Consider the following 12593-nt stretch of genomic DNA (forward strand, 5'->3'; position numbering starts at 1 on the left):
GCCCCCCGCCTCTCATCGGCGCTCCGGGGCGGGGGCCCCCTGCCCCCCCCCCCCGGGGGGGGGCCCCCCCCGGGGGCCCCCCCCCCCCGCGGCGCTTTCACGCCCCCTTCGGCCCAGTCGGGCCGATCTCTTCGGTGCCCGCGGCCGATTCCGCTCGGTCGACCCGGTGGTTCAGAGGGTCTGCAGCGTCACCAGCGTGATCCGCAGCCCCGCGTTCCCGGCCGGCCCGGCCTCCGTCTCGATCCGCACCCGCTGCCCCGGACGCAGCAGCAGCAAGCCGCCCGCGTCGAAGGCATCGGCCCCGAACTCCACCGGGGTGCCGTCGTCGAGCAGCACACTGCCGCTGCGGGTCTCGGGGTCGTACGTGTACGCGGTCGCCTGCATGGTCCGCAGCCTATCCGGCCGGATGGAACCGATGGGCCGCCGTCCGCGGGCCGACACCCAGCGCCCACGCGGCCGCCAGATCCTCGCCGGTGTCCACGTCCCGGCGCACGGAATCCACCCCGGACAGCCGGATTTCCACCGCCCCCGAAGACAAATGCCGCCGGCGCGAAGCGCCCCCGAATGCAGGTGCCAATTCCACTCCCGGACCCGCCGAGAGGAATGTCGTACCGATTTCGGCAGCATCTGCGAGAAATGTCCGGGGGAATTCACCGGCGGCGTCCAGGACCCGGGCCAGCTCCCCCGGGCGCAGCGCCGGCAGGTCCGCGTTGAGCGCCGCGACCCCCGCGCCCGGCCGGGACCCCCGTACCGTCCGCGCCCCGTGCGCCAGCGCCGCGTTGAGTCCGGCGCCCGGCGAGTCGGGCACGATCCGCGCGCCGAGCGCCGCCAGCGCCACCGCGGCCACGGCATCGTCCGTGACGACCGCCACATCCCGTACCCGCCCGCATTCCAGCGCCGCGGCCACCGTGTCCTGCGCGAACGCCAGCGCGAGCCGAGGGCGCAGCAGCGCCCCGGTGGCCGTGGCGAGCCTGCTCTTCGCCCGCGCAAGGGGCTTCAGGGGGACGACCAGGGACCAGCCGCCGTCCGGATCGGTGTTCATCGGGGCCCATTCTGTCCCGACACCCGCCACGTGTGATCGACGGGCCGTAGGGGCCGGTGCCCGGCGGCGGCCCGATCCCGGGGCGTACGGTGTTCTCGACAGACCAGGAGCATGGGGCGACACTTGTCCCCCTGCACGCCAGTCCCAGAGGAAGGTGCACGAGTGTCCCGCCGCAGAATCGGCTTCTGGTACCGCCTGGCGGCGGTCATCGCTAAACCGCCGCTGGTGGTTCTGTTCAAGCGGGACTGGCGCGGAGCGGAACACATTCCGGCCGACGGCGGATTCATCACCGCCGTCAATCACAACTCGTATCTGGACCCGCTGTCCTACGCGCACTTCCAGTACAACACCGGACGCGTCCCGCGCTTCCTCGCCAAGGCCGGCCTCTTCAAGGGCTCGTTCGTCGGCACGATGCTGCGCGGCACCGGACAGATCCCCGTCTACCGCGAGACGACCAACGCGCTGGACGCCTTCCGCGCCGCCGTCGAGGCCATCGAGCGCGGCGAATGCGTCGCCTTCTACCCCGAGGGCACCCTCACCCGCGACCCCGACATGTGGCCCATGGCCGGCAAGACCGGGGCCGCCCGCGTCGCGCTGCTCACCAAGGCCCCGGTCATCCCGGTCGCCCAGTGGGGCGCCAATCTGGTGATGCCGCCGTACGCCAAGGAGAACAAGCTCAACCTGTTCCCGCGCAAGACGCTGATCGTGCAGGCGGGCCCGCCCGTCGACCTCTCCCGCTTCTACGGCCAGGAGCCGACGCCCGAGGTGCTGCGCGAGGCGACCGAGGTCATCATGGCCGCGATCACCGCGATCCTCGAGGACGTACGCGACGAGAAGGCGCCGGCCGAGCCGTACGACCACCGCAAGGCCCGGCTGGAACAGCGGCGCAAGGCCGCCGGGGAGGGCACCAAGTGACCAAGGCAGCCGTATTCGGCACCGGATCGTGGGGCACCGCCTTCGGCATGGTGCTCGCCGACGCGGGCTGCGAGGTGACCCTCTGGGGCCGCCGCGCCGAACTCGCCGAGGCCATCAACACCACCCGCACCAACCCCGACTACCTCCCGGGCGTCGAGCTCCCGGCGAACGTCCGGGCCACCACCGACCCGGCGGAGGCCGCCCACGACGCCGACTTCACCGTCCTCGTCGTCCCCTCGCAGACGCTCCGCGCCAACCTCGCCGAATGGGCCCCCAAACTGGCCCCCGACACCGTCCTCGTCTCCCTGATGAAGGGCGTCGAGCTCGGCACGGCGAAGCGCATGAGCGAGGTCATCACCGAGGTCGCCGACGTACCCGTCGAGCGCGTGGCCGTGCTCACCGGCCCCAACCTGGCCAAGGAGATCGCCGCCCGGCAGCCGGCCGCCGCCGTCGTCGCCTGCGCCGACGAATCGGTCGCCCAGCGGCTCCAGACCGCCTGCATGACCCCGTACTTCCGCCCGTACACCAACACCGACGTCGTCGGCTGCGAACTGGGCGGCGCGGTCAAGAACGTCATCGGGCTCGCCGTCGGCATCGCCGACGGCATGGGACTCGGCGACAACTCCAAGGCCACGCTCATCACCCGCGGCCTCGCCGAGACCACCCGCCTCGGCCTCGCCATGGGCGCCGACCCGCTCACCTTCTCCGGCCTCGCCGGCCTCGGCGACCTGGTGGCCACCTGCTCCTCGCCGCTCTCCCGGAACCACACCTTCGGCACCAACCTGGGCCGTGGCATGACGCTCCAGGAGACCATCGCGGCGACCAAGCAGACCGCCGAGGGCGTCAAGTCCTGCGAGTCGGTGCTCGATCTGGCCCGCCGCCACGGGGTCGACATGCCGATCACCGAGACGGTCGTCTCCATCGTCCACGAGGGCAAGCCGCCGATCGTCGCCCTCAAGGAACTGATGTCGCGCAGCGCCAAGTCCGAGCGCCGCTGAGACACCCGCTACGCCGGACGCGCGCGGCGGACCGGGGCTCTTAAGCGGATCGAACACGCAAGGTACGCTCAACGCGTTATGAGCGAGAACACCCAGAGCCCCCGCAAGCCGCGCGTGGCCGTCGTCTTCGGCGGACGCAGCTCCGAGCACGCCATCTCCGTCGTCACGGCCGGCGCCGTCCTGCGCGCCATCGACCGGACCAAGTACGACGTGCTGCCCATCGGCATCACGACGGACGGGCGCTGGGCGCTGACCGCCGACGCCCCCGAGCGGATGGCGATCGCCGAGCGCTCCCTGCCGAACGTCGCCGACCTCGCCGAGTCCGAGCACGGAGGCGTCGTCCTCTCCGTCGACCCGGCCAACCGCGAGGTCGTGTACACCGAGCCCGGCTCCGTGCCGAAGGCGCTCGGCGAGGTCGACGTCGTCTTCCCGATGCTGCACGGCCCGTACGGCGAGGACGGCACCCTCCAGGGCCTCCTGGAGCTCTCCGGCGTCCCCTACGTCGGCGCGGGCGTCCTCGCCTCCGCCGTCGGCCAGGACAAGGAGTACATGAAGCGGGTGTTCACCTCCTTCGGGCTGCCCGTCGGCCCGTACGAGGTCATCCGCCCCCGCGAGTGGGAGCAGAACGCCGCGGCCGCCCGCAAGAAGATCGTCGAGTTCGCCGCCGAGCACGGCTGGCCGCTCTTCGTGAAGCCGGCCCGTGGCGGCTCCTCCATGGGCATCACCAAGGTCGACGACCTCTCCGGCCTGGACGAGGCCATCGAGGAGGCGCGGCGCCACGACCCCAAGATCCTCGTCGAGTCGCTGCTGCGCGGCCGTGAGATCGAGTGCGGCGTCCTGGAGTTCGAGGACGGCCCGCGCGCCAGCGTGCCGGCCGAGATCCCGCCCGTCACCGACCACGACTTCTACGACTTCGAGGCCAAGTACATCGACTCGGCGTCCGGGATCGTGCCCGCGCCGATCGGCGACGAGGCCACCGCCGAGATCCAGCGGCTCGCGGTCGCGGCCTACGAGGCCGTCTCGTGCGAGGGGCTGGTCCGCGCGGACTTCTTCCTCACCGAGGACGGCGAGTTCGTGATCAACGAGATCAACACCATGCCCGGCTTCACCCCGATCTCCATGTACCCGCGCATGTGGCAGGAGAGCGGCGTCAGCTACCCCGAGCTGGTCGACCGGCTGATCCAGGCCGCGCTGACCCGCTCCACGGGCCTGCGCTAGGGGACGACCCCCCAGGGAGTCTCCGGCGGATCAGGGCCGGACACCCCCTAGTCGCATTCGGGTTCCAGAGCGCACGGAACGGTCTGCTCCACGGGGGCGGCGAGATCCACGAGCGGTGCGGCGTCGTGCGCGTACCGCTCGTCCAGCGTCACCTCGACGTACGTCTTCCGGTACACCGAGGTGAAGCGGGGTCCGCCGCCCTCCTGCCGTTCCAGCATCCAGCGCACGCCGTTGACCGAGACGCCCTGGGACTGGGGATCGGTCATCTTTTCGGGCCGGGGAACACCGCAGCGCAGTACGATCGCCGCATCCCCCCACCCGGCGGTCAGCTCGGACTCGGGCTTCGGATCGGTCCGTCCCAGCCCCGCCACGGTGTCCGGAAGCTCCTTCGCCAGCGCCTGGCAGAAGGCGGCCTCCTCCGCCGAAGGGCTGGGAACCGGGACCGATGCCTTCGCGTCCGTGGAGGAGCAGCCCGCGGCGGTCAGCAGCAGAAGTGCTGCGGCGGCGGTGGGCAGGCCGAAGGGCCGGTGGGAAGACTTCACCGGCCAAGGGTAGACGGGGGCTACAGATGCACGACCGGGCAGGTGAGGGTCCGCGTGATGCCGTCCACTTGCTGGACCTTGGCGACCACCATGCGGCCCAGTTCATCGACCGTGTCGGCCTGGGCGCGGACGATCACGTCGTACGGGCCCGTCACGTCTTCTGCCTGGATCACCCCCGGGATCTTGGAGATGGTCTCGGCGACGGTCGACGCCTTGCCCACCTCGGTCTGAATAAGGATGTACGCCTGTACCACGGAACCTCCAGGGCGACCACGAGGATCTTGTGGGAGAAAGGGACGCCACGGTACCGCGTCGCCGAGGGCCGCGGGGAGACCTGCGCGCCCCGAGGCGCCCACAGTGTGGCGTACGCACGACAGAAGTTGACGGTCTACTTGACGGTACCCAGCGCGGTGACGGCTCGCGACCCGCAGAGCGAGCGGCGGGCGACGCGCACGGCCGGCACGACAACACGAGGTGATACGCGGTGAAGGGCACAGTAGGAGAGCTGGGGGAGTTCGGGCTCATCAGAGAACTCACCTCCCGGCTCACCTCCACCCCGGCGGTACGGATCGGACCCGGCGACGACGCCGCGGTCGTCTCCGCACCCGACCGGCGCGTGGTGGCCAGTACGGACATCCTGCTCGAAGGACGGCACTTCCGCCGCGACTGGTCGACGGCGTACGACGTCGGCCGCAAGGCGGCCGCGCAGAACCTCGCCGACATCGCGGCCATGGGCGCCGTCCCCACCGCGCTGCTGCTCGGCCTCGTCGTCCCCGCCGAACTTCCCGCCACGTGGCCCGTGGAGCTCATGGACGGTCTGCGCGACGAGTGCCAGGTCGCCGGCGCGGCCGTCGTCGGCGGCGACGTCGTCCGCGGCGACACCATCACCGTCGCCATCACCGCCCTCGGCGACCTGCGCAACCACGACCCGGTGACCCGGGGCGGGGCACAGCCCGGCGACGTCGTCGCGTACACCGGCTGGCTCGGCTGGTCCGCCGCCGGATACGCGGTGCTCTCCCGCGGCTTCCGCTCCCCGCGCGCCTTCGTCGAGGCCCACAGGCGGCCCGAACCGCCGTACCACGCGGGCCCCGCGGCCGCCGGGCTCGGCGCCACCGCCATGTGCGACGTCAGCGACGGGCTCATCGCCGACCTCGGCCACATCGCCGAGGCCAGCAAGGTCCGCATCGACCTGCGCTCCGGGCTCATCGACATCCCGACCCAGATGAACGACATCGGCCAGGCGGTGGGCGTGGACCCGCTGCAGTGGGTGCTCACCGGGGGAGAGGACCACGCGATCGTCGCCACCTTCCCGCCGGACGTGAAGCTGCCGGCCCGCTGGAAGGTCATCGGCGAGGTCCTCAACCCCTCCGCGCTGCCGCAGGTGACGGTGGACGGGGCGCCCTGGCACAGCAAGGGCGGCTGGGACCACTTCGGGGGGACCGAGTGAGCCCTCCGCTGGTCCTCACCGTCGCCGGATCCGACTCCGGCGGCGGCGCGGGCATCCAGGCCGACCTGAAGACGATGCTCGCCCTCGGCGTCCACGGCATGAGCGTGATCACCGCCGTCACCGCCCAGAACTCGCGGGGCGTCCAGGGGGCGTGGGAACTGCCCGAGGAGGCCGTACGGGCCCAGTACCGGGCCGTCGTCGACGACATGGGCGTCCAGGCCGTCAAGACCGGCATGCTGTCCTCCGCCGCGCTCGTGGAGACCGTGGCGGAGCTCCTCGCCGGCACACCGGACGTGCCGGTGGTCGTCGACCCGGTCGGGGTCTCCAAGCACGGAGACCCGCTGCTCGCGGCCTCGGCGCTGGATTCCGTACGGACGAAGCTGCTGCCGGTGGCGACGGTGGCCACGCCCAACCTCGACGAAGTGGCGCAGCTCACCGGAGTCGTCGTCGAGCGCGAGGCCGATCTGCGGGAGGCCGCGGCGGCGATCCTGGCGTACGGGCCGCGATGGGCGCTCATCAAGGGCGGCCATCTCGAAGGGGACGCGCTCGACCTGCTCACGGACGGGACCGAGGAGCACTGGCTGCGGGCTCCCCGGCACGACAACCGGCACACGCACGGCACGGGCTGCACGCTGGCCTCGGCGGTGGCATCGGGTCTCGCGAAGGGGCTGACCGTGCCGGAGGCGGTGCGGGAGGCGAAGGAGTACGTGACGGGGGCGATCGCGGCCGGCTTCGCGCTGGGCGCGGGGATCGGCCCCGTGGACCACGGCTGGCGATTCCGCGCCTAGCGGGTTTCGCTTCCGGGCATGGCAAAAGGCCGGTTCACCGAGGTGAACCGGCCTTTCAAGGCAACCGCAGGGGCTGCGCTACGACGAAACGTCGGCGTTAGCGCGAGACCTTGCCGGCCTTGATGCACGAGGTGCAGACGTTGAGCCGCTTCGGCGTCCGACCGACCACGGCACGCACACGCTGGATGTTCGGGTTCCAGCGACGAGACGTACGGCGGTGCGAGTGCGAAATGTTGTTGCCGAAGCCCGGCCCCTTGCCGCAGACGTCGCAGTTGGCAGCCACGGGTCACTCCAAAGACTTCAGATTTACAGTGAAATCCGGCGCACCGGAATCAGAGTTCTGAAGTGGCTTGCCGGGGGAATGGCCCGACTCTCGCCGGGCAACCGAAGCAGCATACAACGACTGCTCCCGTGGAACGAAACTACCATGACGACGGCGGCCCCCGCCCCGGGTGCAGGTCACGAGCGGGTCTACCCTGCGGTGAGCCGACCGCAGACGCCGCCTAGCTGGAGGATCACCCGTTGCCGCAGACCGCGCAGACCCTCGACGCCGCAGCGGTCCGCTCCTGGTGCGTACGGGCGCTCGACGCGCTCGGCAGGGAGCGCGAGGAGATCGACGCGATCAACGTCTATCCGATCGCCGACGGGGACACCGGCACGAATCTCTATCTGACGGTGGAATCCGCCGCCCGGGCGGTCGAGGCGGTCTTCACGGAGGACGCCCCCGACGCGGGCGCCGCCATACGGGCCATGGCCCACGGCGCCCTGATCGGCGCCCGGGGCAACTCCGGAACGATTCTCTCGCAGCTGCTGCGCGGCATGGCGTCCGTCCTCGCGGACGGACGTGACGGCGATCACCTCGCCCGGTCCCTGGCGGCGGCGGCGCGGGCGGCCCGTGAGGCCGTGGCGCACCCCGTCGAAGGAACGATCCTCAGCGTGGCCACCGCGGCCGCGGACGCCTGCGACAGCGGCGGGAGCCTCGTGACGGTGGCCAGAGGGGCGTACGAGGGGGCCAGGACCGCCCTTGAGGCCACCCCCGGACAACTGGCCGTCCTCGAACGCGCCGGCGTCGTGGACGCGGGCGGACGGGGTCTGGTGGCCGTCCTCGGCGCCCTGGTGGAGGTCGTGTCGGGAGAGGCGCAGGTGCGTCCGTCGTCGCCGGCGCACCGGCCGATCGCCGACGAGGCGTGTGGACCCGACGACGGACCTGCCGGACCCGCCTTCGAGGTGATCTACCTCCTGGAGGCGGAGGAGCCAGCCGTGGAACGGCTGCGGGCCCGACTGGACGCGCTGGGGGACTCGCTGGTCGTGGTCGGCGGCGACGGGCTGTGGAACGTCCACGTCCATGTCGACGACGCGGGAGCGGCCGTGGAGGCCGGCGTGGAGGCGGGCCGGCCGTACCGGATCCGCATCACGCACTTCTCGGGTGTCACCGAGACCCGGGAGCGGATGCAGCGGGCGGTCGTCGCGGTCGTACCGGGCGAAGGGCTCGCGGGCCTGTGCGCGGGGGCCGGGGCGACGACGGTGCTGGCCAGGCCGGGCGAGCCGCCGGCCAGCAGCGAGCTCGTCGACGCCATCAGGCGGGCCCACGCGCGCGAGGTCGTGCTCCTGCCGAACGACACCGACCTGCGGCACACGGCCGGCGCCGCCGCCGAGCAAGCCCGCGCGGAGGGCATCAGGGTCGCCCTGATCCCGACCCGGGCCGCCGTCCAGGGCATCGCCGCGCTCGCCGTCCACGAACCGGACCGGCGCTTCGACGAGGACGTGGTGGCGATGACGGCGGCCGCGGGTGCGACCCGGTACGCCGAACTCGCCGTCGCCGAACGGCAGTCCTTCACCTCGGCCGGCGTCTGCCAGGCCGGCGACGTCCTGGGTCTCATCGAGGGAGACGTGGCCGTCATCGGCCAGGACCTGACGACGACGGCCCGCACGGTCCTGGACCGCATGCTGTCGGCGGGCGGCGAACTGGTCACCCTGATCGTGGCCGACGAGACCCCGCCCTCCCTGGCGACAGCGCTCGAACGCCACGTCCGCGAGACGCACCTGGCCGTCGACACGGCGACCTACCGCGGGGGAGTGGGGGCGCCACCGCTCCTGATCGGGGTCGAGTAGCCCGTCGGCGGAGTGAAGCGCCCCGTTCCGGGGCGCCCGTCAGCGGCGTCACCCCGCCGACGTGACGCGGCGATATCCACAGCCTGCGGGACGGGTGTCAGTGCGGTGGTGTGCAATGGAACGCGTGCCAGTGCTCGACGAACCCCTCAAGAACCTCCTCGGCGCCGCCACCGCGAAGGTGATGGCCGAGCACCTCGACCTGCGGACGGTCGGGGACCTCCTCCACCACTACCCCCGACGGTACGCCGAGCGCGGCGAGCTCACCGCCCTCGCCGATCTGCCGCTGGACGAGCACGTCACGGTGGTCGCGCAGGTGGCCGACGCCCGCGTGCTGACCTTCAACAAGGGCGGCCGGGGCAAGGGCCAGCGCCTTGAGGTCACCATCACCGACGGCAGCGGCCGGATGCAGCTCGTCTTCTTCGGGCGGGCCGTCCACTTCCACCAGAAGGAGCTTCTGCCCGGCCGCCGCGGGATGTTCGCCGGCAAGGTCGGGGTCTTCAACCGCAAGCTCCAGCTCACCCACCCCGAGTACAAACTCCTCGACGCGGAGAGCAGCGACGAGACGGTCAAGGCGTTCGCGAACGAACTGCTGCCGATCTACCCCGCCTGCAAACAGCTGGAGTCCTGGACCATCGAGCAGTCCGTCTCCATCGCCCTCGACTCCCTGGTCGCCACCGGCTGGGCCGGGCTCGCCGATCCGCTGCCGCCCGCCCTGCGCGAGGACCGCGGCCTCACCGACCTGCCCGAGGCGCTCCTGAAGGTCCACCGCCCCCGCACCAAGGCGAACATCGAGGACGCCCGGCAGCGGCTCAAGTGGGACGAGGCGTTCGTCCTCCAGGTCGCCCTCGCCCGCCGCCGGTTCGCCGACACCCAACTGCCCGCCGTCGCCCGCAGACCCGCCCCGGACGGCCTCCTCGACGCCTTCGACGCCAAGCTGCCCTTCACCCTCACCGACGGCCAGCGGAAGGTCTCCAAGGAGATCTTCGACGACCTCGCCACCGAGCACCCCATGCACCGCCTCCTCCAGGGCGAAGTGGGCTCCGGCAAGACGATGGTGGCCCTGCGGGCCATGCTCGCCGTCGTCGACACCGGTGGACAGGCCGCGATGCTCGCCCCCACCGAGGTCCTCGCCCAGCAGCACCACCGCTCGATCACCGAGATGATGGGCGAGCTCGCCGAGGGAGGGATGCTCGGCGGCGCCGAGCACGCCACCAAGGTCGTCCTGCTCACCGGCTCGATGGGCGCCGCCGGCCGCCGGCAGGCCCTGCTCGACCTCGTCACCGGCGAGGCCGGGATCGTGATCGGCACGCACGCGCTCATCGAGGACAAGGTGCAGTTCCACGACCTCGGCCTGGTCGTGGTCGACGAGCAGCACCGCTTCGGCGTCGAGCAGCGCGACGCTTTGCGCGGGAAGGGCAAGCAGCCGCCCCACCTGCTCGTCATGACGGCCACCCCCATCCCGCGGACGGTCGCCATGACCGTCTTCGGCGACCTGGAGACCTCCGTCCTGGACCAACTGCCCGCCGGGCGTTCGCCGATCGCCAGCCATGTCGTGCCGGCCGCCGACAAGCCGCACTTCCTCACGCGCGCGTGGGAGCGGGTGCGCGAGGAAGTGGAGAACGGACACCAGGCGTACGTGGTCTGCCCCCGCATCGGCGACGACGAGGACGAGAACGGCAAGGGGGCGAAGAAGAAGCCGTCTCCCGAGGACGAGGCCGAGAAGCGTCCGCCGCTCGCCGTCGTCGAGATCGCCGACCAGCTCACCAGGGGACCGCTCGCCGGACTCCGCATCGAGGTCCTGCACGGCCGGATGCACCCGGACGACAAGGACGACGTCATGCGCCGCTTCGCCGCCGGCGAGGTCGACGTCCTGGTCGCCACGACGGTCATCGAGGTCGGCGTCAACGTCCCCAACGCCACCGCCATGGTGATCATGGACGCGGACCGCTTCGGAGTCTCCCAGCTCCACCAGCTCCGCGGCCGCGTCGGCCGAGGCTCCGCCCCCGGCCTGTGCCTCCTCGTCACCGAGATGCCCGAGGCCAGCCCCGCCCGGCAGCGCCTCGGCGCCGTCGCCTCCACCCTCGACGGCTTCGAGCTCTCCCGTATCGACCTCGAACAGCGCCGCGAGGGCGACGTCCTTGGCCAGGCCCAGTCCGGCGTCCGCTCCTCGCTGCGGATGCTCACCGTCATCGACGACGAGGAGGTCATCGCCGCCGCCCGCGAGGAGGCGACCGCCGTCGTCCTCGCCGACCCGGACCTCACCGACCACCCCGAGCTGCGCACGGCCCTGGACGCCCTCCTGGACAAGGAGCGGGAGGAGTACCTGGAGAAGGGGTGACGTCACACCTGCCCCACCCGCCATATCGTGGAGGCACAGACCACGGAGCGCCCCCGAAAAGGACAAGGACCTCAGATGACCCGCGTGATCGCCGGTACCGCCGGCGGACGCCGACTGGCCGTGCCCCCCGGCAACGGCACCCGCCCCACCTCCGACCGGGCGCGCGAGGGCCTCTTCTCCACGTGGGAGTCGCTCCTCGGCACCCTCGACGGCGCCCGGGTGGCCGATCTGTACGCGGGTTCGGGCGCCGTCGGCCTGGAGGCGCTCTCCCGGGGTGCCTCCCACGCCCTCCTCGTCGAGGCCGACGCCCGCGCCGCCAGGACCGTCCGGGAGAACGTCCGGACGCTCGGACTGCCCGGCGCGGAACTCCGTACGGGCAAAGCGGAACAGATCGTGACGGGACCGGCCCCCGCGGCCCCCTACGACCTGGTCTTCCTCGACCCGCCGTACGCCGTCTCGGACGACGATCTTCGCGAGATCCTGCTCACACTCCGCTCAGGGGGCTGGCTCACGGAGGACGCCCTCGTCACCGTGGAGCGCAGCACCCGAGGCGGGGAATTCGGCTGGCCGGCCGGATTCGAGCCACTGCGGGCCCGTCGTTACGGCGAGGGAACGTTTTGGTACGGTCGCGCCGCCTCTACGTGCGAAGACGCACGATGACCGGACCGGAGAGCGAGGGACCCAAGTTGCGCCGCGCCGTCTGTCCGGGGTCATTCGACCCCATCACCAACGGACATCTCGACATCATCGCCCGCGCCTCCAAGCTGTACGACGTCGTACACGTCGCGGTGATGATCAACCAGTCCAAGAAGGGACTGTTCACCGTCGACGAGCGGATCGAGCTGATCCGCGAGGTCACCGCCGACTTCGGCAACGTCGAGGTCGAGGCCTTCCACGGCCTTCTCGTCGACTTCTGCAAGCAGCGCGACATCCCCGCCATCGTGAAGGGCCTGCGCGCGGTCAGCGACTTCGACTACGAGCTGCAGATGGCACAGATGAACAACGGGCTCTCGGGCGTCGAGACCCTGTTCGTCCCCACCAACCCCACCTACAGCTTCCTGTCGTCCTCCCTGGTCAAGGAGGTGGCCCCCGGGGGGGGCGACCGGACCCCACAGGTGGCCCCGGGCCTCCCCGGCCCGCCCCCCCCCCCCCCCGCCGCCCTCCGCCGGCGGCCCAGACACCCACCGGACCCC

At 71.8% G+C, this 12593-nt stretch carries 14 protein-coding genes; 9 read left to right on the top strand and 5 right to left on the bottom strand.

Annotated features, from left to right (window positions below; translation table 11 throughout):
• Positions 1-171: 171 nt before the first annotated feature.
• Positions 172-384, bottom strand: coding sequence for a hypothetical protein (locus ACFVZW_RS22310; RefSeq protein ID WP_384523818.1), 213 nt, complete (start codon positions 382-384; stop codon positions 172-174).
• A 10-nt stretch (positions 385-394) separates the two neighbouring features.
• The gene (gene cofC, locus ACFVZW_RS22315) at positions 395-1042 is read right to left on the bottom strand and encodes a 2-phospho-L-lactate guanylyltransferase (protein ID WP_384523820.1); all 648 of its coding nucleotides are present in this window, start codon (positions 1040-1042) and stop codon (positions 395-397) included.
• Positions 1043-1204: 162 nt separating this feature from the next.
• Here cofC and ACFVZW_RS22320 point away from each other — a divergent pair, with 162 nt between their 5' ends.
• From ACFVZW_RS22320 to ACFVZW_RS22330, 3 genes are all read left to right on the top strand, one after another.
• Entirely contained in the window at positions 1205-1957 is a 753-nt protein-coding gene (locus ACFVZW_RS22320) for a lysophospholipid acyltransferase family protein (protein WP_384523823.1), read from the top strand.
• Positions 1954-2955 (top strand): NAD(P)H-dependent glycerol-3-phosphate dehydrogenase, encoded by a 1002-nt coding sequence (locus tag ACFVZW_RS22325; RefSeq protein WP_384523826.1) that lies wholly within the window; start codon positions 1954-1956, stop codon positions 2953-2955. The genes ACFVZW_RS22320 and ACFVZW_RS22325 overlap by 4 nt, the downstream gene beginning before the upstream one ends.
• 78 nt (positions 2956-3033) lie before the next feature.
• Positions 3034-4173 carry a D-alanine--D-alanine ligase family protein gene (locus ACFVZW_RS22330; RefSeq protein ID WP_384523829.1) on the top strand — a complete coding sequence of 380 codons (1140 nt, stop codon included), beginning with the start codon at positions 3034-3036 and terminating at the stop codon, positions 4171-4173.
• Between the two features lie 47 nt (positions 4174-4220).
• On the opposite strand, the gene ACFVZW_RS22335 is transcribed toward ACFVZW_RS22330, so the two are convergent.
• Both ACFVZW_RS22335 and ACFVZW_RS22340 read right to left on the bottom strand, forming a co-directional pair.
• On the bottom strand, positions 4221-4715 hold the full coding sequence (locus ACFVZW_RS22335; RefSeq protein ID WP_384523832.1) for a DUF3515 domain-containing protein: 495 nt from the start codon (positions 4713-4715) through the stop codon (positions 4221-4223).
• 20 nt (positions 4716-4735) lie between these two features.
• Positions 4736-4969 carry an Lrp/AsnC family transcriptional regulator gene (locus ACFVZW_RS22340; protein ID WP_028802415.1) on the bottom strand — a complete coding sequence of 78 codons (234 nt, stop codon included), beginning with the start codon at positions 4967-4969 and terminating at the stop codon, positions 4736-4738.
• A 230-nt stretch (positions 4970-5199) separates the two neighbouring features.
• Here ACFVZW_RS22340 and ACFVZW_RS22345 point away from each other — a divergent pair, with 230 nt between their 5' ends.
• Both ACFVZW_RS22345 and thiD read left to right on the top strand, forming a co-directional pair.
• Positions 5200-6162 (top strand): thiamine-phosphate kinase, encoded by a 963-nt coding sequence (locus ACFVZW_RS22345; protein ID WP_383559747.1) that lies wholly within the window; start codon positions 5200-5202, stop codon positions 6160-6162.
• Positions 6159-6950, top strand: a complete 792-nt coding sequence (thiD, locus tag ACFVZW_RS22350; protein ID WP_384523837.1) for a bifunctional hydroxymethylpyrimidine kinase/phosphomethylpyrimidine kinase — start codon at positions 6159-6161, stop codon at positions 6948-6950. The genes ACFVZW_RS22345 and thiD overlap by 4 nt, the downstream gene beginning before the upstream one ends.
• Positions 6951-7047: 97 nt before the next feature.
• On the opposite strand, the gene rpmB is transcribed toward thiD, so the two are convergent.
• On the bottom strand, positions 7048-7233 hold the full coding sequence (rpmB, locus tag ACFVZW_RS22355; RefSeq protein ID WP_003957616.1) for a 50S ribosomal protein L28: 186 nt from the start codon (positions 7231-7233) through the stop codon (positions 7048-7050).
• A 239-nt stretch (positions 7234-7472) separates the two neighbouring features.
• Here rpmB and ACFVZW_RS22360 point away from each other — a divergent pair, with 239 nt between their 5' ends.
• The 4 genes from ACFVZW_RS22360 to coaD all read left to right on the top strand — a co-directional run.
• Entirely contained in the window at positions 7473-9062 is a 1590-nt protein-coding gene (locus ACFVZW_RS22360; protein WP_384523841.1) for a DAK2 domain-containing protein, read from the top strand.
• Positions 9063-9177: 115 nt separating this feature from the next.
• Positions 9178-11400 (top strand): ATP-dependent DNA helicase RecG, encoded by a 2223-nt coding sequence (gene recG / locus ACFVZW_RS22365; protein WP_384523844.1) that lies wholly within the window; start codon positions 9178-9180, stop codon positions 11398-11400.
• Between the two features lie 75 nt (positions 11401-11475).
• On the top strand, positions 11476-12060 hold the full coding sequence (rsmD, locus tag ACFVZW_RS22370) for a 16S rRNA (guanine(966)-N(2))-methyltransferase RsmD (protein WP_384523847.1): 585 nt from the start codon (positions 11476-11478) through the stop codon (positions 12058-12060).
• Positions 12061-12086: 26 nt separating this feature from the next.
• Positions 12087-12593 (top strand): pantetheine-phosphate adenylyltransferase (gene coaD, locus ACFVZW_RS22375; protein ID WP_384523894.1); only part of this gene is annotated, 507 nt, incomplete at its 3' end.

The sequence above is a fragment of the Streptomyces sp. NPDC059567 genome (genome assembly GCF_042735655.1).
In the GTDB taxonomy this organism is placed as follows: domain Bacteria; phylum Actinomycetota; class Actinomycetes; order Streptomycetales; family Streptomycetaceae; genus Streptomyces.